Source organism: Streptomyces sp. NPDC001492 (genome assembly GCF_053597275.1).
The window spans coordinates 245,278-267,362 of record NZ_JBSFHW010000006.1 but is presented as its reverse complement, the minus strand read 5'-3'; the positions used below and the strand labels follow the sequence as shown (position 1 = coordinate 267,362).

Genomic DNA, 22,085 nt, shown 5'->3' with positions numbered 1-22,085 from the left:
GTCGTGTGGGAACTCGTCCGGTGATCCGGTCGGGTACACGGTCAGTCGGTGGGACCGGCGGGCCGGTACGTCGCCCAGGTCTTGGGCGTTTCGGAGACCCGCACGGCGGTCAGCTCCGGGAAGTCCGCAGACCACGTCCGGTAGATCCACATGGCAAGGTGCTCGGCCGTCGGATTCACCTCGGGCAGCAGGTCGTTGAGATGCCGGTGATCGACGGTGTCGTCGAGCCACTTCTTGACAATGCCCAGTTCGCCGTAGTCGCGCACGAAGCCGACTTCGGCCAACAGGTCGGGGTGCCCGCTCAGTTCGAGTATCACGACGTAGTTGTGGCCGTGCAGTCGGCCGCACTGGTGGTCCGGTGGAAGGCCGGACAGTTGGTGGCTCGCGGAGAAGTGGAACTCCTTGGTGATGGACAGCACGGTCCGGGTCCTTTCTTTCATGGTGCTCGGATGGTGTCGAGTGCCTGCACAGATCCTGAAGGCTGCGAAGGGTTCGGTGTCATGACGTGGCGGTGGCAGGTGACGGCCATGACTGCCAGTGGCCAGACGCGACCGGAGGGCCGATCGCGCTGCCGGTCGCTCGAGAAGTTCCTCGAGGTCGGTCAGGCAGTCGCCGCAGCCCGTGTTGGCGGCGGTGGCCTGCCGAGGACATCCGTCATGATGTCCAGATCGCTGTCCGCGATGACCAGCGAGGGATGGATGCTGATCACGTCCGGGCTCATTTCGGTCGAGGTGACGACGAGACCGGTCCGGGGATCGGCCGACAGGCACAGCCGCCGCAGCGCGGGAGCGTGGTCACCGGTCAGCGCGAGGCGGGCGGTGCCGAGGAAGGGCCTGACAGTCCCTCACCGGATCCGGGTGGGCGGCCCCGAGCGCCTTCAGGCGGTCCGTCAGCCGGGCCGCGAGCTCCGCCATGTCCGCGGGGCTGGCTCGGCCCAGGCGCGGCTGCATGCTGCGGGGCGGTGCTCATCGGGCCGCCCTCGGGGTGCGGGCCGGGCGGGTGGTGGCCAGTTCGGTGAGCGCCTTGCGGTCGAGTTTGCCCGAGCCTGTGAGCGGCAGGGCGTCCACGACCTGGTAGCGGTCGGGGACCATGTAGCGCGGCAGGACGGTCTGGGCGTGCCGGCGCAGTTCGGCGGCGGGCTTGGCGGGCGCGTTCTCGGCGACGACGACGCAGGCGACGAAGAAGGTGGCCCCGGCCGCGGTGGTGATCACCGTGACGGCGGCGTCCTTGACGTGGTCGTGGCCGCGCAGCGCCGCCTCCACCTCGCCGAGTTCGATGCGGTAGCCGCGCAGCTTGATCTGCTGGTCGTTGCGGCCGAGGTACTCGAAGGAGCCGTCGGGCAGGCGGCGGGCGAGGTCGCCGGTGCGGTAGTAGCGGTCAGGGCCGTCGGGGCCGTCGAGGGTGACGAAGCGCTCGGCGGTGAGCTCGGGGCGGCCGAGGTAGCCGTCGGCGACGCCCGGGCCCGCGATGAGCAGTTCGCCGCTCTCGCCGTCGGGCAGGGGCCGAAGGTCGGCGTCGCGGATCTCCAGGCGCAGATGCGGCAGTCCGGCGCCGATCGGCGAGCGCACCGGACCGTCGAAGTCGGCGTCGGACAGGGCGCGGTGGGTGGCGTAGACGGTGGTCTCGGTGGGGCCGTACATGTTGACGGCCGTGGGCGCGCTGCCCGGGTAGGCCTTCAGGAAGGCGGCGACCACGTCGAGGTCGATGGCCTCGCCCGCGAACACCAGGTAGCGCAAGGCGAGTTCGGGGCGACCGGCCTCCTCGTACGCCATGGCGAGGGAGCGGAAGACGGACGGCACCTGGCCGAGGACGCTGACCCGTTCGGCGCCGAGCAGCGCGAGGAAGTCGGCCGGGGACTGGGCGATGCGCAGGGGGACGGTCACGGCGGTGGCGCCGGTGGCCATGGAGGCCCAGAACTCCCAGACGGAGACGTCGAAGCTGAACGAGTGGAACAGCGCCCACCGGTCCTCCGCGGTCACGTCGAACAGCGGCAGCGCGGCCCGCAGCAGGGCGAGGACCTGGCGGTGGCCGACGACGCAGCCCTTCGGGTTGCCGGTGGAGCCGGAGGTGTAGATGACGTAGGCGGGCTCATCGCCGGTCGACTCGGCAGCGGGTAGGGGGAGTTCGGCTTCCCCGCCGCCGTGCGGCGACAGGACGGCGACCGTGTCGAGGCCGCGCTCGACCGCCTGCTCGCTGTCGCCCACGACAGTGGTGACCCCGGCGTCGGCGATCATGTACCGAAGCCGTTCGCTCGGGTAGGACGGGTCCAGCGGTACGTAGGCGGCGCCCGCCTTCATGACGCCGAGGATGCCCACGGGGATGTCGGCCGAGCGCTCCAGGAGCAGGCCGACCAGGTCGCCGGGGCGGACGCCGGCGTGGGCGAGGCGGGCGGCGAGCCGGTCGGAGGCGCGGTCGAGTTCGGCGTAGGTGAGGGTGCGGCCGTCGTCGATCACCGCGATCGTGTCGGGCTGTTCGGCGGCCACCAGCCGGAAGAGGCCGGGCAGCGAGCGCACGGCGTCGAGCCGGGCCATGGCAGGGGTCGTGGTCATGTGGGGTGTCGTTCCCTTCGTGTCGGAACGTCGGAATGCCGGAATGCCGGAATGTGCGAACATCTGCGCGTCCGTCGGGGCAGGGGTCAGGCGGCGGTGCGGACGAGGTCCGCGAACGTCTTCGTCAGGGCGTCCGCCGCGGTCGGATCCAGCGCGTCGGCACGGGAGTTGACGACCAGGCGCAATCCGCCGTCGGCCCGGGGCCAGACCTCGGTCTGGATCTCGGCGGGGATGCCCAGGTAGGGCAGCCGGTGGAAGGTGGTGGTGAGGCCCGTCAGGGGTAGTTCGGCGGTGCTGTTGTCCTGGAGCGCGAACACCGTCTGGAAGAGCGGACTGCGGGTACTGCGGGGCGGATTGACCAGGCGGACGGCCTCGGTGAAGCCGATGTTCTGGCAGGCGAACGCCTCCCGCACCAACCGCCCGGCCGCGGCGGCACGCGCCGCGCCACCGCCGTCGCCGAGGGCCGCGCCCCGCAGCCGTACGCACACCATGCCGATGTGGCAGCCGACGGCGGTCTCCAGCAGCGGGTCCACACGCTGTGCGACGGGCACGCCGACGCCGAAGTCGTCCTGCCCGGTCAGATCGGCGAGCGCCCGACCGTACAGCGAGAGCAGCACCGCGAACCGGGTGAGCCCGGCGTCCGACGCCATCCTGTCGACGCCGGCGGCCTCGGTGGCCGTCAACGCGACCTCGGTACGCAGGACTTCGGGTCCGGCGGGGGCCCGGGGCACGGGCAGCCGCAGCTCCGGGACGCCGGTGAGCGCGGCTGTCAGCCGCTCCCGCTGCGCGGCCTGGTCGGCGGCCCGCTCGTGGCGGGTGCGCACCGCCCACGCCTGCGCGGCCGTCGGGGCCGGCGCCCAGGCGGGGACGGACCGGTCCAGGCGGGCGTTGTACGCGGTGGCCAGGTCGGCGGCGAGCACGGACTCGGACCAGCCGTCGAAGGCGATGTGGTGGACTGCGTACCCGAGGACGGTGGTCCGGGTGCCCGCGACCGGTGCGAGCACCACCCGCCAGACGACGGACTCCGCCGGGTCGAGGGGGGCCGCGAGTGCTTCCCGTACGGCGGTGAGGGCGGCCTCGGTCGAGGACGCTGACGGCAGCTCGGCGGGCCGCGGGGGCGGTTGGTCCGCGGGGACGGCGAAGGCGCGGGCCTTGTGGGTGCGGTACGCGGAGCGCAGCGCGTGGTGCCGGGCATGCACGTCGGCCAGGGCACCGGTGAGCGCCGTACGGTCCAGGTCGCCGTCGATCGTCCAGGCCGCGAGGCAGTGGCCGGCGCGGTCGTCCGGCTCCAGCAGGTGGCGGATCAGGAACCCCGACTGCACGGACGTGAGCGGCACCTCGTCCGGTGCCTGGTCGGCGGTCGGCGTGTCTTCCTCCCCGGTGAGTTCCGCCAGCCGGGCGCCGAGGGCGGCGGCCGTGGGGTGTTCGAAGAGCGCGGCCAGCGGTACGGGGCGCCCGAGCCGCGCGCTCAGCCGGGCGCATACCCGTCCGGCGCCCAGCGAGGTGCCGCCGAGCGCGGTGAACTCCGCGTCGACGGGTACGGAGGTCCGGCCGAGGACGTCGGCGAAGACGGCGGCGACGAGGTCGAGGTGCGGGTCGCCGCTCGTCGGTGGGGACGACGGTTCGCCCGCCGGAGTGGATGCGGTGGGGGCGGCTGCGGTCGGGGTGCTCTCCTCGCCCGGTAGCAGGTCCAGCAGGGCGCGTTCGTCGAGTTTGGCGTTGGCGGTCAGCGGCAGGTCGTCGACGCTCAGCAGGTGGTCGGGGCGGTGGTAGGAGACCAGGGCCGCGCGTACGGTCTCCAGCGCCCCGTCGAGCGGGTCACCCGGCCGCGCCGGGAGGCAGAAGGCGGCCAGGCCGCGGCAGGCGCCCGCCTCGTCGCGCAGGGCGAGCACGGTGGCGCGGCGCACGGCGGGCAGCAGGGCCTCGATCTGCCGCTCCACCTCGGCCGGTTCGACCCGGTGCCCGCGGATCTTGACCTGCCGGTCGGCGCGGCCGAGGTAGCGCAGCAGACCGTCCCCGTCCCAGGCGGCGAGGTCGCCGGTGCGGTAGACGCGCACGGGAGCGCCCTCGATGGTGACCTCGGTGAACTTCTCGGCGGTCAGCTCGGGGCGGCCGAGGTAGCGCAGCGCGAGTCCGTGGCCGGCGATGCACAGCTCGCCGATCTCGCCGACGGCGCAGACGCGGTCGCCGTCGAGGACGTGCACCTGGGTGTCGGGAACGGGCCTGCCGATCGGGATGCCGCCCGGCCGCCCGCAGTCCTCGGGCCGGATCCGGTGCGTGGTCGCGAAGACGGTGCTCTCCACCGGGCCGTAGCCGTTGATCAGGGCGATGCCGGGGTGACGGTCGAGGAAGCGGCGAACGTGCGGTGCGGAGAGGCGCTCGCCGCCGGTCATGACCTGGCGTACCCCCGTGAACGCGTCCGGGTCCTCGTCGACGATCATGTTGAAGAGGCTCGCGGTCAGCCAGACCGTGTCGACGCCGTGCCGCGCCACACCCGCGCGCAGGGCGCCGGGCGAGAGGTAGGGCTCCGGTACGACGACGGAGGTGCCGCCGTTGAGGAGCACCGACCACAGCTCCAGCGAGTAGCCGTCCCACGGCACCGGAGCGGCCTGCGGCACCGCGGTGTCCGCGGTGAACCGGGCGAAGCCGTCGGGGCGGAACAGCCGGACGGTCGCCCGGTGCGGTGTGAGGACGCCCTTGGGCCGGCCGGTGGTACCGGAGGTGAAGAACACGCAGCAGGGATCGTCGCCGGCGACGGCGACGGCCCGGAACCCGGCGCCGGCAGCCTCTCCGTCGACAGCGGTGAGCCCACCCGCCGGAGGCGTCCAGCGCATGACTCCCTCACCGGGCACGGCGCCCCCGTCCACCGCGTCGACCAGCACCCGCGCGTCGGTCTGTTCGAGCACGTCCTCCACGCGGGCGGCCGGCCAGGCGCCGTCGACCAGGGCATAGGCGGCACCGAGCTTGAGCACGGCGAGCACGGTGGCGACCAGCTCCGCGCCGCGCGGCAGCCGTACCGGCACGACGTCGCCGCGGCGTACCCCGAGGGCGGCGAGCCGGACGGCGTACGCGGCGGAGGCACGGTCCAGAAGGCCGTAGGTGATGCTCCGCTCGCCGTCGACGAGACACACCGCGTCAGGGGTGGTGGCCGCGATCGCGGCCACGATGCCGTGCACGGACTCGCCCCGCGGATAGGGGCGGGCGGTGTGGTTCCATCGCGGGTCGGGTTGCATGCGTCCTCACACTTGGGGGTTGGGGCGGCCGGGCGGGGGCTGGGGGTCAGTGGCTCGGCGCCGGCTCGGGGTCCTGGTCCTTGGCGGGCTCGCGGGTCTTCTCCGCCGCCCGGGTCAGCGGCGGGCAGGCCAGGCCCGCCACCAGCAGGAGCGCGGCCAGGACGCCCCAGCCCAGGCGGCCCTGGTGTACGGCCAGGGCCGTGACCAGGTACGGGCCCGCCGTCTGCTGGAGGCCGCGGCCCAGGGCGAACACGCCCTGGTACTCACCCTGTCGGCCCGGTGGCGGCAGGTGCAGGGAGAGTCCCCAGGAGCCGGCCGCCTGGCCGAGTTCACCGAGGACCAGCACCGCGGTGCCGATCAGCAGCAGCGGTACCGCGACCCACGCGTCGGCGTCCTGCGTCAGCGCGAAGAGCAGGCAGCAGACGGCGAGCAGGACTCCGGAGCGGCGCAGCAGCCGGGCGGCTCCGGGCGCGGTCTCCGCCCCACGGCTCGCGGCGACCTGGAACGCGATGACCAGGACCGTGTCCACCATCAGCAGCACGGAGTTGACGGCTCCCGGGGCATGCGTGCGGCCGATGATCCACAGCGGCAGCGCCACCGTGAGGATCGGCTGGTACAGCTCCAGTACGCCGCACAGCAGCGACAACGCCACGAAGCGGATGTCCCGCAGCCCGGACCGCCGCAGCTTCGGCTCGTCGAGCGCCTTGACGGCGTCCTCGTCCTCAGCGGTCTCGTCTGCGGCGGTCTCCCTCCCGGAATCCGCGGCTTCCTTCGCGGCGGCCGCACCGCCCCGCCCCGGCAGTCTCGCCGTCAGCACGGCGCAGCACGCGTGGGCGGCCGCCGTCAGCAGGATCACCGCGAGGAACCCGGACCGCCCGCCGACCGCGAGCGCGCCGCCCGCCACCGCCGCGCCCAGCAGGAAACCGAGGTTGAACAGCGACCGCATCTGGGCGCTGACCTTGACCCGGGCGTCGGTTTCGAACACCTCGTGGGTGAGGGTCATGCGCAGCGGATGGGAGGCGGTCTCGCACACCGAGATCGCGCAGGCCAGCGCGACGAACCCGGCGAAGCCGCCGACCGCGCTGTACCCGGTGAACAGCGCGGCCAGCGCCGCGTAGACGGCGAGCAGCGGACGCCGCGCGCCGAGCCGGTCGGCGAGCTTGCCGATCGGGACCGTGAACAGCAGTCCGGCCAGACCCGCGATGGAGAGCCCGAGCCCCACCTGTCCGGCGGTCAGGCCGACGGACGTACGGAGGAAGATGGCGCTGGAGCTGAGGAAGAGGCCGAAGCCGACCGACTGCACCATGGTCAGCACCGCGAGCCCACGGGCCGGTCCGGGCGCCGGCACCATGTCGGCGGCCCAGCTGCGGACCACCGTGGTGGCCCTGTTGCCTGCCACTGTCAATTCACCTCGGGATACGGGAGTTGGGCGTACGAGAGCGGTCTCAGCCCGCGTACGACGCGAGCTTCTTGGCGAGGACCCGGGCGAAGGCGGCGTCGCGCAGCAGCGGCAGCGTGCCCGCCGACTCGAAGGTGTGGGTCTCGGTGGTGGCGGCCATCCGGCCCCAGTCGGCCTCGGGGCGGTCGGCGTGCTCGGCCAGCTGGAAGACGGTGACCTCACCGCCGTAGGGACGGGGCTCGTAGTGCTCCTGGGCGAAGATGCCGGCCGCCCACACCGCCTGCCGCCAGTGCAGGTCGGCCGGGTCGACGTTCTCGTCCAGCCAGGCGATCTCGACCATGCCGCGCATCAGCCGCTCCTGGTCGGTGAGCAGGTCGGGCACCTCGAAGCGCTCGCGCAGCGAGGCGAGGCGGAAGTCGTACAGCTCGCGAAGGCCCCAGGCGGCGTCGAGTTCGGTGCTGCCGGGCGGCATGGTGTTGACGACGGCGAGTACGGCGACCTGCTCGCCGCTCTCCTCCAGCTGCCGGGCGATCTCGTAGGCGATACGGCCGCCGGCGCACGGTCCGACGAACAGGTACGGGCCCTCGGGCTGGACCGCGCGGATCTCACGCAGGTAGCGCGAGGCCATCTCGACCAGGGACAGCGCGGGCCGCTCCCGGCTCCACATGCCGACCATCTCCAGGCCGTACGCGGGCCGTTCACCGCGGAAGGAGTCGACCAGGTCCGCCAGGAAGCGCACGTTGCCGGTGCCCCAGTGGAAGCAGAAGACGGGCGTGCCGGTGCCCTCGGCGGCCAGCGGCACGAGCGTCGGTGACGGCTCGGTCCGCAGCGGGCTCAGGCCGGTCTCCCAGACGGTGCTGAAGTCGGGGTCGGCGGGGCCGTCCGCCGGGGTGCCCGCGGCCGGTCCGCTCAGGGCGTCGGCGAGGGCGGCCGGGGTCTTGTGGGTGTAGACGTCGTTGGCCGACATCTCCAGGCCGCGCTTGCGGGCCTCGGTGACGACGTTGACGATCAGCAGCGAGTAGCCGCCGAGGTCGAAGAAGTCGTCGTCCTCCTCGACGTCGGTGTCGAGGAGGTCCTCCCAGATCTCGCTGACGATCTGCACGATCTCTTCGCGGTCCAGCGCCATGGGGCGTCCCTTCGTAGCAGTGGGTGACGGGTGGTGCGGGGTCGGGTTCAGGCGGGCACGCCGGCGAACTCCGGGCGGCGGCTGGTGATCCCGGCGAGAATGCCGCCGAGTTCCAGGCGCTGCGGGGAGCCGGGCGGGGTGTAGGCGCCGGTGAGCAGGTCGATGACGGCGCGCGGCCGGAAGAGCTCGATGCCCTTGCGGTGCAGTTCGTCGAGGTCGGCGCGGGACAGGTGCGAGTAGTAGCCGACCTCGTCGGGGTCCTGCGGCTGGTCGGTCCAGTTGCCGTCGGCGGCGGCCGAGGCGATCGCGTCGAGCAGCAGCGCGGCGGCCTGTCCGCGCTGGGCGGCCATGTTCTCCAGCACCGAGACCCCGTAGTCGAGCGGCGCGCTGGACAGCGCTATGACGCCGCCCGCGTCCCACTCCTCGTTCACCCGGTGCAGGGTGAATCCGGCCTCCCGCTCGCCGTGCAGCATGGACCGGGCGAAGGTCAGCACACCGCGGTAGCGAGGCAGGATGCCGGGGTGCAGGTTGGCGAAGAGCGCGGGAGCGCCGGGCTCGGGCCGGAAGTGGTCGATCAGCGGCGCGCGGAACTTCTGGTAGCAGCGCACGGAGAACGCGGCGCGTACGTTCTCGGCGGCCAGGTAGGCGATGAAGGCGGGCGAGTTGACGTCCTCGACGACCCGGACGACCGCACGCTCGCGGTACAGCTTGGCGATGCCGGCCGGGGGCAGCAGGGCGCCGTGCAACGGGGCCGGGAGGCTGTCGAGGTACGGGTGGACACAACTGTTGAGCAGGGTGCGCTCGTAGGTGAACAGTTCGCGCAGCTCGGGTTCGGCCTTGGGGTTGGGCCGCTGGTGGGTGTAGCAGACGTACGGGGTGTGGCCGGCTCGCAGGACGTCGTCGAGCACCTGCCCGACGATCAGATGGGACGTGAGGTCGTTGCCGACGAGGAACGCCACCCGCATGAGGGATCTCCTGACGGTGGGTACGGCGACCGGGATCAGGCCGCGGCGGGGCTGTCGAGACGGGGAAGGGCCGCCGCCACCGCGCTGTGGGCGTTGGCGAGGTTCGTCTCGAAGGAGTTGGTGTAGAAGTGCACGCCTCTGGTGAGGGGGCCGATGTAGTGGGCGCGTGCGGAGAGCGAGCCGTCGCGGCGCACCACGCGCAGGGTGTCGAAGTCGACGTCGATGCCGCCGAGCGGATGCGGGGTGATGTCGCCGCGCATCAGCATGTTCTGGATGAGTGAGGAGTCGGAGCATTCGAGGGCGAAGCCGGTGCCGGTGGCGTTGACGAGCCACTCGACGTGGTGCGCGACGCCGCCCGCCTCGATACGGAAGCCCCGCGCGTCCTCGTCGTACGACACGGAGGTGAGGTCCCTGGCGGCGACGAAGGCGCCGTCGGTGGCCATGTCGAGCAGTCGGCGGGCGTTGTCCAGTGGCATGCAGTGCCGGAACATCGACCAGATCGACAGGTGCTCGGTCATGAAGGAGGCGCGGGCCTCGGGTGACATGCTGCGCCACACCAGCGGGACGATCTCGGAGGTGGCGTCGAGGATCGAGTACCAGAGGGTCTGGCCCTTCTCGGCGAGCTCGACGTCCTTGGCCAGCGTGTGGGTGAACGTTTCCTCCGGGCGGGCCAGCACCCGCGTCCAGTCGATGGCGATCCCGAGACCGTCCTCGAGCTCGCGCTGGAACAGCTCGGCGACCTCGGTGAACTCCAGCTGCCGGGTGAAGTCGCCGGTCAGCCGCCGCAGGTTGGCCTCGGTCACGTGCCGCAGGGTGTGCCGCACGCGCGGGCCCTGGACCTTCGGCAGGGAACGGCGCCGGGAGAAGCAGGTGATCGCGCCGCGGTGGCCTGCGGCGCGGAGCTGGAGCAGGGCGTCGACGGCGGTGAGGCTGGTGCCGAGGATGCCGACGGTGGCGTCCGGGCCGATGGCCTCCAGGCCTGCGCCCTGCCACATGGAGTGGACGTAGGTGGGGAGCTTGGTGAACTCCAGGTACTCCGTGGAGGGCAGGTCGCCCAGGCACAGGAAGACCCGGCCGAAGACGAAGTGGTCGAGTCCGGCGATGAGATGGACTCCGCGTTCGTCCTCACGGCAGTCGCTGACCACGGACTTGTGGGTGACGACCTTGATGCCGCGCTGCCGCGCCTCGGCGAGCGCCTCCCCGAAGAACTCCTGGAGGTACTCGGCGAACAGCCGGCGCGGCACGTACTCCCCCGCGTCCGATGCCGACGCGTCCTCGCGGCCGGCCAGCCAGCGCACGAAGTGGTCGGGGTCGTCGGCGTGCACACTCATGGTGGCGGCGCGCATGTTCAGCAGGTGGCAGTCATGGGGCGTGCTGTAGGCGACGCCGGCGCCGAGGCGCTCCTTGGTCTCGAATATGTGGATCTCGGCTCCGGCCGCCCGGCCGCCTGCCACCAGGGAGCGGACGAGGGCGACGAAGACGCCGACACCCGTCGCTCCCATGCCGGCGACCGCGTAGCGGTGGTCTGAGCCGGTCGGCCGCACTACCCCGTGTTCGACTGACATGGTGGTTGGGTCGAGCCTTTCGTCGTGAAGGGGGCGGGACGATGTGGGGAGAGGACGGCCCGTGGATCTCTGCGAGGGTGCGGAGAGCCGGCCCGGTCAACGGCCGTGCCGCGGGCCGCGGTCGATGAGCTGGTCGCGCTCGGGGCCGACGGAGACGTAGCGCACGGGTGCGCCGACGAGCTCCTCGACGCGCAGGACGTAGGCCGCGGCGGCCGGCGGGAGCCGGTCGAAGTCGCGGATGCCGGTGAGGTCCTCGTCCCAGCCGGGCACGGTCTCGTAGACGGGTCGGGCCCGCTCCAGCAGATGGTTCATCGGGAAGTCGCCGGTCGGCCGGCCGTCGATCTCGTACGACGTGCAGATGCGCAGCTCGGGCAGGCCGCTGAGGCTGTCCAGCTTGGTCAGGGCGAGTTCGTGGGCGCCCTGGAGAAGGACGCCGTAGCGGGAGGCGACGGCGTCGAAGGGGCCGATGCGGCGCGGGCGGCCGGTGTTGACGCCGTACTCGCCGGAGGCGCGGCGCAGGGTGTCGGCCCAGTCGCCGTGCTCCTCGGTGACGAACGGGCCCTCGCCGACGCAGGTGGAGAAGGCCTTCATCACACCGGTGACGTGGGCGAGCCGGGCGCCGGGCAGGCCCGCGCCGACGGGGGCGTGGCCGGCCAGCGTGCTGGCGGAGGTGGTGTACGGGTAGATGCCGTACAGGACGTCGCGCAAGGCGCCGAGCTGGGCCTCGCACATGATGTGGGCGCCCCGCTGTTCGGCGCGGGCGAGCTCGGGCACCACGTCCCGCACGTACGGCCGCAGCCGCTCGCCGTACTCCAGGCCCCACTTGACCATGTCGTCGAGGCTGATCGGCGGCCGGTCCGGGTAGAGGCCGGCATGGGCGAGGTTCTTCCACTCGACGACCGGGGCGAGGCGGTCGCGCAGCAGGTCCTCGTCGAAGAGCTCGCCGATCGCGATGGCCCGCTTGAGGTGGCGGTCGCCGTAGACGGGGGCGATGCCGCGCCGGGTGGAGCCGAAGGGGCGGTCGGCGAGCCGGTCCTCCTCCCAGGCGTCCTGGTCGCGGTGGAAGGGGAAGCAGACGGTGGCCCGGTCGGAGACCCTCAGTCCCGAGGTGTCGATGTCGCGCTCGCGCAGCTCGGTGAGTTCCGCGTCCAGCGACTCGGGGTCCACGGCGGTACCGGGGCCGATCACGTTGACGGTGCCGGGCTGGAAGATACCGGAGGGGACGAGTCGGAGCTTGAAGGTGCCGAGCTCGTTGACGACCGTGTGGCCGGCGTTGTTGCCGCCCTGATAGCGGACCACGAGGTCCGCGTCCCGGGCCAGATAGTCGATCATCCGGCCCTTCCCCTCGTCGCCCCAGTTGATGCCGACGACGGCGTGCAGCGTCATGACGGTGTCTCGTTCCCTCGTTTGGTCGGTCGTGTGCGGTGGCGGGTCGGACGAGCGGTCGGTCGTGCCCTCGTCAGACCCGGGCCAGCCCCTCCGCCCGGGCCGCCGCGGCCACCGCCTCCGTGACCGCGGGAGCCACCCGGGGGTCGAAGGAGTCGGGCAGGACGCGTTCGGGCGTGAGCTCACCGGCGATCACGTCGGCCAGGGCCTTGGCGGCGGCCAGTTTCATGGACTCGGTGATGCGCGGAGCACGCACGCGCAGGGCGCCGGCGAAGATGCCGGGGAACGCCAGGACGTTGTTGACCTGGTTGGGGAAGTCGGAGCGTCCGGTGCCGACGACGGCGGCGTAGCGGTGGGCGCGGTCCGGGAGGATCTCCGGGTCCGGGTTGGACAGGGCCAGGATGATCGCCCCGGGTGCCAGCGTGGCGAAGGGCTCCTCGGCCATGGGGCTGCCGGACAGGCCGATGAAGACGTCGGCGCCGCGCATGGCGTCCGCGATGGTGCCGGTCAGGCCACGCCGGTTGCTGTCCTGGGCCAGCGCCCGTTTCGCGGGGTTCAGGTCGTCGCGGCCCTGGTGGACGACGCCCTTGCTGTCGCAGGCCACGATGTCCCCGATCCCGGCGTCCAGCAGGATGCGTGCGACCGCGATCCCGGAGGCGCCGGCACCCGCGACCACGGCCCGCAGTTCCCGCAGCTCGCGGCCGGTCACCCGGGCCGCGTTCCACACCGCGGCGAGCGTGACGACCGCAGTGCCGTGCTGGTCGTCGTGGAAGACGGGGATGTCCAGCCGCTCCTGGAGTCGGCGCTCGATCTCGAAGCAGCGCGGCGCGGAGATGTCCTCCAGGTTGATCCCGCCGAAGGCCGGGGCGAGCCGCGCCACGGTCTCGACGATCTCGTCCGTGTCGGTGCAGTCCAGCACGAGCGGCACCGCGTTGACCCCGGCGAGCTGCCGGAACAGGATCGCCTTGCCCTCCATCACCGGCAGCGAGGCCTCGGGGCCGATGTCGCCGAGCCCGAGGACGGCGGTTCCGTCACTGACGACGGCCACCGCGGAGGACTTCCAGGTGTAGTCGTATGCCAGCTCCGGCCGCTCGGCGATCGCCGTGCAGACCCGGGCCACGCCGGGCGTGTACGCCAGGGAGAGGTCCGCCGCGTCCGCCAGCGGTGCCGTGGCGACGACCGCGAGCTTGCCATCGCGATGGTAGGTGAAGACAGGGTCCTCGGTCGCGGTGGGAAGGCCGAACTGGCTGGTCATAGACGCCCTTTCGTCACGGCCGGTCGTTGGCGGGTGCACCGCCGACCTTTGCGGGTTGCCTAACGCTACGAAGCTCTCTCCAAATTTGTCAAGCATTGTCAAACCGTGTGACCGGTGGCTACGGTTCCCTGGCATCCGCTGGCCCAAGGGGGGCGCCCGGAGCGACGGCAGTCGCAAGGGCGGTGCCGCGAGGACACCCAAGAGAGATCAAGCCACTTGAAGAACGTTCTGCACATAACAGCTGCCCTGGGCCTTTCGGCCCTCCTGTCACTGCTGGGCGTCGAGGTCGCCGGGGCCACCGCGGGGGACGCCGGACGGCAGGTCACGGCCGTGGCGGCCCAGGCCACGTCGACGGTCGACATCGACTGGCCGTAACCGCGTTTTTCCCGGCCGTCCGCCATCCTGTACAGTGGTTGCCACTCTTCGGCAACCCTTGCCAGGTTGGTGGGTGGTCGGCCCGCTTCGGCCCGACCGCCATACGACAACGTTTCTACTGGGGTGGTGACGGCGGATGCTGGAACAACCGGAGTTCGGTCGGCGTCTGCGACAACTGCGCCTGCAACAGGGCAAAACCCAGGCGGACCTCACCGGCCCCGGAATGTCGGCCACCTATCTGTCCCGACTGGAGTCCGGCGGCCGCCCGCCGACGCCCCGCGCGGTCGGTTACCTCGCCGAACGGCTCGGAGTGCCCGTCGCCTCTTTCGAGCAGCCACCGGCGAGCGACCTCGGCGACGTCCTTGCCACCCTGTACACGCTGTCCGGGAGCGAACGCGATGCCGAACTGCGCGTCATGCTCCAGGACGCCCTCGCGGAGCCCGGCACCACCGACCAACAGACCCGCTGGCAGGCCCTGGCCCATCTGGCCCGCCTGCACGGCGCGCTCGGCGACTACGCGGAGGAGCGCGCCACCCTGGGGGAGCTGCTCCGGCTCAGCGACGCCCTGGCCCGCCCCGCCCTCCAGGTGCACACTCTCATCCGGCTCGCCCGTTCCCTGCGCCATCTCGGCGACGCGGCCAAGGCCCGCGACCTCATGTGGGAGGCTCTGCGCCTGTGTGAGCAGCACCACCTCCAGGTGCCCGCCGCTGATACGGCCCGCAGCCGGCTGCTCCTCGCCTCCACCGAGGCCGAGCTGGGCAACCTCGCCGAGGCCGCCCGGCTGAGCGGCGAGGTGCGCAACACGCTGCCCCGGACCGACGGGGCGCTCGCCGCGGAGTCCTTCTGGGTCGCCGCCACCGTGCAGACCAGGCTGGGCCAGTACACCCGGGCCGCCGAACTGCTCCAGCACGCCCTCGCCGCGCTCGACAGCCATGAGGATCTGACGCTGTGGATGCGCCTGCGGCTTGCGGCGGCGTCACTCGCACTCCAGACCGTCCCGCCGCGCGTGGAGGAGGCCGCCGCCCGCCTCCGTGAGGTCGAACCGGCGCTGGACCTCGTCGGCTCCCCACTGCACCGGCACGAGTTCCAGTTCCTGCATGCCCAACTCCACTACCGGCAGGGCGACCTGGCCGCCGCCGAGGCGCTGTGCGGCCGGGCCGAGGAGGGCGCCAACCTGTTCACCTACCGTGACCGAGTCCGCCTGGAGGCCCTGCGCGGCCTGCTCGACATCCATTCCGACCTGCCGGGCGCCCTGGACCGGCTGCGCAAGCTGGCCACGACGGTGCAGGAGGCCAGCCTGCCGGACCTGGCCGCCGAGATCTGGCGCACGGTGGCGGAGGGGTCGGCACTCCCGGTCGCAGGGCGCGTCACCGCTCCTGCCGTACCCCCTCGATCACCCGGTGGAGTCCCTCGGTGAGCGCGTCGGCGTCAGTCGTCGTGTCCGAGTCGGAGAGCCACTGGACCATGAGGCCGTCGAGGAGGGTCTGATGGAAGCGGCCCTCTGCCATCGGGCAACATGATCACTAGTGGCCTCGTAATGCGTAGGTCTCGGGTTCGAATCCCGAAGGCGGCTCTTCTGGAGGGCTAGGTCAGACGCAGCCGACCTAGCCCTCTTGTCATTTCTTGACGGTGTGAGTCGGCGGCGGTGAGCAGCGCTTTCCGCAGGGTCGCGGGGTGCCGAACGGAGAGGGAGGTATGCGAGTTGACAGGCGTTTTGCCGTCACCTGAACGTGTGGGACTGCGGCATCCCTGCCGGTCGGAGGGCTCGGGCGTGCTGGGCTGACCACCGTGAGCGAGCGCAAGCCCTGCAAGACCGACCTGTCCGACGAGCAGTGGGCGCTGATCGAGCCGGTGATCGCCGCGTGGAAGGCCGCGCACCCCTCGGTCAGCGGTCACCAGGGTCGGTACGAGATGCGGGAGATCGTCAACTCGCTCCTCTACCAGGGCCGCACCGGCTGCCAGTAGGACTTGCTTCCGCACGACCTGCCGCCGTGCGGCACGGTGATGTACTACTTCACCAAGTGGCGCGACGACGGCACCGACCAGACCATCCACGACCTGCTGCGCTGGCAGGTGCGGGAGAAGGCGCGGCGGAAAGCGGACCCGAGCCTGGTGGTGCTCGACACGCAGAGCGCGCACGTGGCGGCAGGGGTGCCCGCGGAGTCGACGGGGTGTGATGCGGCAAAAAAAGTACCGGGCCGCAAGCGCGGCCTGGCTGTTGACGTGTTGGGCCTGGTGATCGCGGTGGTGGTGCTCGCCGCTTCCGTGCACGACAACGCCGCTGGCATCGCGCTGCTGGACAAGGTCGCCGCCGACACCGACACCGTGGAGAAGGCCCTGGTCGACCAGGGCTTCAAGAACGCCGTCGTCGCGCACGGGGTGCAGGTCGGCATCGAGGTGGAGATCGTCGGGCGCAACCCGGCGCAGACCGGGTTCGTGCCGATCCCCAAGCGGTGGATCGTGGAGCGCGCGTACGGGATCTCGATGCTGCACCGCAGGCTGGTGCGCGACTACGAGCACCTGCCGCGCAGTTCGGAGTCGCGGGTGTACTGGGCGATGACCGCGGTGCTACTGCGTCGGCTGACCGGGGCCACCGCTGCGGCCTGGCGCAGCACATGACCGGCGGGGAGCCGACCCTCGGGGCGGTGCCGGCCCGGCTGGAGGAGCGGGAACGCGAGATCGCCGCGCAGGCCGAGACGACGGGAGAACAGATCGCGCAGCTGACCGCACGGCTGGACGAGCTCGGCAGGGCCGGCCGCCGAGGAGCTCCGGATCACCCGCAAGACGCTGCTGGAGCTGCCCGATCCGAAGCCGCCCGCGCCGCCGGCACCGAAGCTGCCCGACCATCCGGCCTACCAGCAGATCATGGCCCGGACTACAGGACAGCGACCTGACCATGCAGCACTCACGTCAGTGTGAAGTGCAGTATGTTCTGCACAAACTGCAGCCTGAGGACCGGATCGGGATGAACCGCCATCGCCAGCAGGGCGATTCCCATGCCCATCCCGCCGTACGTCACGGTGTCGGTAAAGCGCGACCGAACTGCGAGCATGCCAACCTGGGGCAGGGCCCATCGCAACACCGCACCGAGCAGCAGCGCTCCAGCGAAGATCAGGCAACCCACTCGGAGCGCGTATCGGAACCCTTCCGTTGCCACCACGGCCAATCCGACGGCTGCGACCCCGAGGACTAGCAGCGTCGGCCACTGCCGGGCGGGCGCGGGCGCGTCGCCGGGAGCGGCCCGGCCGCCGCCCTCGGGACGTGCGGTGTCCTTCGTGAACAGCGGGAAGCGGCGCGTGACGCGGCGCGGCCTGCCCTCGGCGTCGGGCGCGCTGATCGCGTCGCGCACGGTCTCCTCCGCCTGCCCCTCGGGATCCTCGACCGCCCGCTCGGGCTGCTTCGCCGCCCCCTGGGGGCGCTTCGCCTCAGCCGGCACTGCGCTCCGCCGCCTCGACCACGTTGACGAGCAGCTGGGCACGGGTCATCGGGCCGACACCGCCGGGGTTCGGCGAGATCCAGCCGGCGACCTCGGCGACGCCCGGGTGGACGTCGCCCACGATCTTGCCCTCGGCGCTGCGCGAGACACCGACGTCGAGGACCGCGGCACCCGGCTTCACGTCCTCGGGCCGGATCAGATGGGCGGAGCCGGCCGCGGCGACGATGATGTCCGCGCGCCTGAGGTGCGCGGACAGGTCGCGGGTGCCGGTGTGGCACTGGGTCACGGTCGCGTTCTCGCTGCGGCGGGTGAGCAGCAGCGGCATCGGGCGGCCGATGGTGACACCGCGGCCGACGACGACGACCTCGGCGCCCTTGATCTCGACGCCGTACCGACGGAGCAGGGTGAGGACACCGTTCGGGGTGCAGGGCAGCGGGGCCGGCTCGTTCAGGACGAGACGCCCGAGGTTCATCGGGTGCAGGCCGTCGGCGTCCTTGTCCGGGTCCATCAGCTCCAGGATCCGGTTCTCGTCGATGCCCTTGGGCAGCGGCAGCTGGACGATGTAGCCGGTGCACGCCGGGTCCTCGTTCAGCTCCCGGACGACCGCCTCGATCTCCTCCTGCGTCGCCGTCTGAGGCAGTTCGCGCTGGATGGAGGCGATGCCGACCTGGGCGCAGTCGCGGTGCTTGCCGGCGACGTACTTCTGGCTGCCGGGGTCGGTCCCGACGAGGATCGTGCCGAGGCCGGGCGTGACGCCCTTCTCCTTCAGCGCCGCCACGCGGGCGGTCAGATCGGACTTGATCGCGGCTGCGGTGGCCTTGCCATCGAGAATCTGGGCGGTCATGCCCCCATCCTCGCGGATGACCGCCCCCCGGTTCCAATCCGGGTGCCGTACCGGCGGGACAGTCATGATCGGCAAGATTGCACTTGCACAACACATGCGAAATGCCACTGGACAAGGCGAGCAGCCGTAAAGAACGATGAACGGCGCAGTATCGCGGTTCGTGTTCGGGGGGCAAACCGCTCACATCGTGTGATTCCTCCGCGCAATCCGCAATGTCCCCATATGCGCAACGGAGGAATCCCGCCATGAGTTACGGCGACCCGAACAACCCCTACGGCCAGCCGCAGCAGCCGCCGCAGCAGCCCGGTTACGGCTACCCCCAGCAGCCCGGTCAGCAGCAGCCCTACGGCTACCCGCAGCAGGCCCCGCAGGGCGTGCCGCCGCAGCAGGGCTACGGCTACCCGCAGGCGCCGCAGGCCCCGGCCGGCTACGGCTACCCGCAGCAGCCGGGTTACGGCATGCAGCCGCCGTACGCGAACTGGGGTCAGCGTTTCCTGGGCACGCTGGTCGACGGGCTCGTGTTCCTGGTCCCCTACATCATCGTCATCGTCGGCGGGGCCTCCAAGACCTGGGCCGTGGCGATCATCGGCTACCTCGCCCTCATCGGCCTGGCGATCTGGCAGCTGATCAAGGAGGGCCAGACCGGCCAGACGGTCGGCAAGAAGGCGGTCGGCATCCGCCTGGTGCGGGAGGCCGACGGGCAGCCCCTGGGCGTCGGCATGGCCTTCGTGCGCCGGCTCGCGCACTTCCTGGACAGCCTCGCCTGCTACCTCGGCTGGCTGTGGCCGGCCTGGGACGCCAAGCGCCAGACGTTCGCCGACAAGGTCTGCTCGTCGATCGTGATCCGCACGAACTGAGCGCTGCTCCACCCCATTTCACGGAGGAACACCCCCCATGAGTTTCGGCGGCCCCAACAACCCGTACGGCCCGCAACAGGGTCAGCAGCCGGGCTACGGCTACCCCACGGCTCCCCCGGTGGGGCCCTACGGCGGGGCTCCCGTCATGACGACGATGCCGGGCACCGTGAGCGCGGGCCGTGTGCTGCTGTGGGTGATCGTCCCCTTGCAGCTCATCGGCGTGGCCCTGTTCGCCTTCGTCGCCGGGGTCGTTCGGCGGACGACGAGCGCCGGCGTCGAGGACGACGCCTCGTTCGAGAAGATCAAGGAGTACTCGAGCGGCGTGCTGTGGGCGCTGGTGGTGTTCGCGTTGGCCTGGGCGGTGTTCGCGGCCGTGCTGGCGTTGAAGTTCAGCGACGGCGGCAACCGCGTCCGGATCACGGCCATCGTCTTCGGCGTCATCACCGCGATGCTGGGCCTCTACCCCTTCGTCGTCGTGGGCCTCCTCCACACGGTTCTGGGCATTCTCATAGCCGTGTTCGCCGGCAACGCGAACGGAACCGCCTGGTTCAACCGCGTACGCCAGTGAACCGCCCCGCGCCACTGAACAGTTCGCGCCAATAAATCGCCAAGGGCCGTGTCTCCCCGTCCGAGGGGGACACGGCCCCGGTGCGTCGCCCTACTCTGACCTGGGTAGCCGGCAGGCACGGGAGACGCACCTTGTACAGCATCATCGTGGTACCTCCGCCGACCACGGAGGACCGGTCCACTCGCACCCAGCTCAAGCTGGCGCCCGGCGAGCGGCTGACGTTCGGGCGCAGCACCGACTGCGACGTGGAGATCCCCCACAAGGGCGTCTCCCGCAGGGCCGGTGAGATCACCGCGCAGGGCGCCTTCTGGATACTGAGCAACCTCAGCCGGGAGCAGACGTACGTCGTGGAGAACCCGGAGGGCGCCGGCGAGCATGTGAAGGTCGGCCCGGGCCGCCTCGACGCCCCCGTCCCCTTCGAGTTCTCGCGGATCGTGCTGCCGGCCGCCGGGGACCTCCTGGCCGTCGAGGTGTGGGCGCCGCGCCACGACTACCTCCACTCCGAGGGCGACCTCGACGGCGCCACCACCGCCCCCGCCTTCTCCGTCGACCGCACCAAGCGCTACTTCGCGGTCCTCGCGGCCCTGTGCGAACCCCGCCTGCGCGGCGAACCGCACGCGCCGCTGCCGACCGTCGACCAGGTCGTCGACCGGCTGCGTCCCAACTGGCCTGCGGCGTCGCGCACTTCGGTGCAGTGGAACATCGACTACCTGGCCGTGAAGCTGCGTCTGAAGCCGGGCCCGGAGGAGGCGGACAGCGGCCCGCGCCTCAACGGCAAGAAGGAATCCCTGGTCTCCCTCGCACTCCGCTTCGACCTCGTCCGCGAGGACGATCTGGTGGTCCTGGCCGCCTCCCCGTCCGGCCGGGCGGTCCGGTGACCGAGCCGTACGCCGTGCCGGTGCCCAAGGGGTACCGGGTGGGCGTCTGGGAGGTACGGGACCCGATCGCGACGGGCGCCTTCGGGAGCGTGTACGAGGGCCGCCGCACGGGCGAGGACCTGACGGGCACCGGCGGGGAGCTGCCCCGCACGGTCGCCCTGAAGTTCCTGCCGACCGGCACCGGAACCCCCCGCCAGCTCGCCCATCTGCGTGAACTCATCGACCGCGAGGTCGAGTTGCACCGCCGTCTGCGGCAGCCGCGGCTGATCCGGATGTACGACACCCTGACCGTCGACGACCCCGGCCGGCCGGCATTGGACGGTGCCACCGTCCTCGTACTGGAGAAGGCGGAGCGCTCCCTGTCGGCCCTGCTGTCCGCGGACCCCCGTCCGGCCGCGGGGCCGGCGCTGCTCGCGCAGATCTGCGAGGGCCTGGCCCAGCTGCACCGCGCAGGCTGGGTGCACGGCGATCTGAAACCGGCCAACGTGCTGCTGATGAAGGACGGTTCGGCGCGGCTAGCCGACTTCAACATGGCGGCGGAACTGGAAGGCACGCACGCCTACACTCCCGCCTTCTCGACGCCCGACTACACCCCGCCCGAACTCCTCTGGTCGGAGATCGGCACCCGCGGCCGCCAGATCCGCCCCTCCGCCGACGTCTGGGCCTTCGGTGTCCTGGCCCATCTGGTGCTGACCGACTCCTTCCCGCTGCCCGGCGGCACCCCGACCGCCCGACGCGACGCGGCCGCCGCCTACGCCCGCGGCACCGACGAGCTGCGCCTCTCGCCCGAACTCCCGGACGCCTGGCGGGAGATCGTCCGGGACTGCCTCTCCCGCACCCACGCCGACCGCGTCGCCACGGACACACTGCTGCGCCGGGTAGCGGAGGCGGCGGGCACGGACCGCCCGCCGCGCCGGTTCCCGTCCTTTTCGCGCCGCGGACACCGCTCGACGGTGATCGCGAGCGCGACGGCGGCCACCGTCGCGATCGCGGCGCTCGGCTACGGCATCAGCACCTGGGCGGACTCCGGCAGCACCCCGCCGGCCGTCAGGAGCAGCTCTCCCGCGGCGGAGATCACCCCCGCCACCTACGGCTCCGCCGAACTGCGCACGGACCGGGGCATCCCGGCGGTCTACCGCCCGATGATCGTCGACGCGGCTCACGCCTGCGACCAGGCGGACGTCACACCCGCGCTCCTCGCGGCCATGCTCAAGGCGGAGAGCGACTTCGACCCGAAGCTCTCCGATCCCGGCAAGGACGAGTACGGCATCGCACGCTGGACCCCGAGGCTGCTGCGCTGGTGGATCCGGGCGGACGGGCAGCCGGTGAAGTCGATCCCCAAGCCACCCCTCTCCGTCCCCGACTCGATCACGGCCCTCGGCCACTACCTCTGCTACATCGAGCCGAACCTGACACCCGGCCTGCCCGGCGACAAACGGGTACTGATCGCCGCCGCGTACCGGACCTCGTACAAGCGGGTCAACGCCGCACGCGGCATTCCCCCCGAATACCGCGCCTACTGCAAGCGGCTCGCCCAGTACCTCAAGGAGTACACACCACCGGGCAAGGAGTGACCCTGAGAGTTCCGAGGTACCGGCGGGCGGGCGCCGGCGGCACGGTGGTACCACTCCGCCACGGCGGAACGACCA

At 71.8% G+C, this 22,085-nt stretch carries 18 protein-coding genes and 1 pseudogene; 7 read left to right on the top strand and 12 right to left on the bottom strand.

Annotated features, from left to right (window positions below; translation table 11 throughout):
* Window positions 1–41: 41 nt before the first annotated feature.
* The 9 genes from ACWC1K_RS10725 to ACWC1K_RS10685 form a co-directional block, all read right to left on the bottom strand.
* The gene (locus ACWC1K_RS10725; protein WP_450830207.1) at window positions 42–440 is read right to left on the bottom strand and encodes a 6-pyruvoyl trahydropterin synthase family protein; all 399 of its coding nucleotides are present in this window, start codon (window positions 438–440) and stop codon (window positions 42–44) included.
* A 525-nt stretch (window positions 441–965) separates the two neighbouring features.
* The gene (locus tag ACWC1K_RS10720) at window positions 966–2,549 is read right to left on the bottom strand and encodes an amino acid adenylation domain-containing protein (protein WP_450830206.1); all 1,584 of its coding nucleotides are present in this window, start codon (window positions 2,547–2,549) and stop codon (window positions 966–968) included.
* Window positions 2,550–2,635: 86 nt separating this feature from the next.
* Window positions 2,636–5,782, bottom strand: coding sequence for an amino acid adenylation domain-containing protein (locus ACWC1K_RS10715; RefSeq protein ID WP_450830204.1), 3,147 nt, complete (start codon window positions 5,780–5,782; stop codon window positions 2,636–2,638).
* A gap of 46 nt (window positions 5,783–5,828) precedes the next feature.
* A complete protein-coding gene (locus tag ACWC1K_RS10710; RefSeq protein ID WP_450830202.1) occupies window positions 5,829–7,181 on the bottom strand; it encodes an MFS transporter in 1,353 nt (450 codons plus the stop codon).
* 46 nt (window positions 7,182–7,227) lie between these two features.
* Window positions 7,228–8,307, bottom strand: a complete 1,080-nt coding sequence (locus tag ACWC1K_RS10705; protein ID WP_450830201.1) for a thioesterase domain-containing protein — start codon at window positions 8,305–8,307, stop codon at window positions 7,228–7,230.
* Between the two features lie 47 nt (window positions 8,308–8,354).
* Window positions 8,355–9,272, bottom strand: a complete 918-nt coding sequence (locus ACWC1K_RS10700; protein WP_450830199.1) for a formyltransferase family protein — start codon at window positions 9,270–9,272, stop codon at window positions 8,355–8,357.
* Between the two features lie 35 nt (window positions 9,273–9,307).
* Window positions 9,308–10,837, bottom strand: coding sequence for an FAD/NAD(P)-binding protein (locus ACWC1K_RS10695; RefSeq protein WP_450830197.1), 1,530 nt, complete (start codon window positions 10,835–10,837; stop codon window positions 9,308–9,310).
* 96 nt (window positions 10,838–10,933) lie between these two features.
* Complete coding sequence (locus ACWC1K_RS10690; protein WP_450830195.1) at window positions 10,934–12,223, bottom strand: adenylosuccinate synthase; 1,290 nt, start codon at window positions 12,221–12,223, stop codon at window positions 10,934–10,936.
* A gap of 73 nt (window positions 12,224–12,296) precedes the next feature.
* Entirely contained in the window at window positions 12,297–13,478 is a 1,182-nt protein-coding gene (locus ACWC1K_RS10685; RefSeq protein ID WP_450830194.1) for an NAD(P)-dependent malic enzyme, read from the bottom strand.
* A gap of 216 nt (window positions 13,479–13,694) precedes the next feature.
* Between ACWC1K_RS10685 and ACWC1K_RS10680 the strand changes: the two genes are divergently transcribed.
* Window positions 13,695–13,853 carry a hypothetical protein gene (locus ACWC1K_RS10680; RefSeq protein WP_450830192.1) on the top strand — a complete coding sequence of 53 codons (159 nt, stop codon included), beginning with the start codon at window positions 13,695–13,697 and terminating at the stop codon, window positions 13,851–13,853.
* 136 nt (window positions 13,854–13,989) lie between these two features.
* Window positions 13,990–15,270, top strand: a complete 1,281-nt coding sequence (locus ACWC1K_RS10675) for a helix-turn-helix domain-containing protein (protein WP_450830190.1) — start codon at window positions 13,990–13,992, stop codon at window positions 15,268–15,270.
* Here ACWC1K_RS10675 and ACWC1K_RS10670 read toward each other — a convergent pair.
* The gene (locus ACWC1K_RS10670) at window positions 15,221–15,361 is read right to left on the bottom strand and encodes a hypothetical protein (protein WP_450830188.1); all 141 of its coding nucleotides are present in this window, start codon (window positions 15,359–15,361) and stop codon (window positions 15,221–15,223) included. The genes ACWC1K_RS10675 and ACWC1K_RS10670 overlap by 50 nt on opposite strands.
* Window positions 15,362–15,641: 280 nt before the next feature.
* On the opposite strand from ACWC1K_RS10670, the pseudogene ACWC1K_RS10665 reads away from it, so the two are divergent.
* Window positions 15,642–16,472 (top strand): annotated as a pseudogene (locus ACWC1K_RS10665) (IS5 family transposase).
* Window positions 16,473–16,758: 286 nt separating this feature from the next.
* Here ACWC1K_RS10665 and ACWC1K_RS10660 read toward each other — a convergent pair.
* Window positions 16,759–17,289 (bottom strand): DUF3017 domain-containing protein, encoded by a 531-nt coding sequence (locus tag ACWC1K_RS10660; protein ID WP_450830186.1) that lies wholly within the window; start codon window positions 17,287–17,289, stop codon window positions 16,759–16,761.
* Window positions 17,279–18,133: a bifunctional methylenetetrahydrofolate dehydrogenase/methenyltetrahydrofolate cyclohydrolase gene (locus ACWC1K_RS10655; protein WP_450830184.1), complete on the bottom strand. Its 855-nt coding sequence runs from the start codon at window positions 18,131–18,133 to the stop codon at window positions 17,279–17,281. The genes ACWC1K_RS10660 and ACWC1K_RS10655 overlap by 11 nt, the downstream gene beginning before the upstream one ends.
* A 245-nt stretch (window positions 18,134–18,378) precedes the next feature.
* On the opposite strand from ACWC1K_RS10655, the gene ACWC1K_RS10650 reads away from it, so the two are divergent.
* From ACWC1K_RS10650 to ACWC1K_RS10635, 4 genes are all read left to right on the top strand, one after another.
* On the top strand, window positions 18,379–18,990 hold the full coding sequence (locus ACWC1K_RS10650) for an RDD family protein (RefSeq protein ID WP_450830182.1): 612 nt from the start codon (window positions 18,379–18,381) through the stop codon (window positions 18,988–18,990).
* A 37-nt stretch (window positions 18,991–19,027) separates the two neighbouring features.
* Window positions 19,028–19,558, top strand: coding sequence for a hypothetical protein (locus ACWC1K_RS10645; protein WP_450830181.1), 531 nt, complete (start codon window positions 19,028–19,030; stop codon window positions 19,556–19,558).
* 131 nt (window positions 19,559–19,689) lie between these two features.
* Complete coding sequence (locus tag ACWC1K_RS10640) at window positions 19,690–20,436, top strand: FHA domain-containing protein (RefSeq protein WP_450830179.1); 747 nt, start codon at window positions 19,690–19,692, stop codon at window positions 20,434–20,436.
* Window positions 20,433–22,010 carry a protein kinase domain-containing protein gene (locus ACWC1K_RS10635; protein WP_450830178.1) on the top strand — a complete coding sequence of 526 codons (1,578 nt, stop codon included), beginning with the start codon at window positions 20,433–20,435 and terminating at the stop codon, window positions 22,008–22,010. Before ACWC1K_RS10640 ends, ACWC1K_RS10635 begins: the two co-directional genes overlap by 4 nt.
* Window positions 22,011–22,085: the final 75 nt, after the last annotated feature.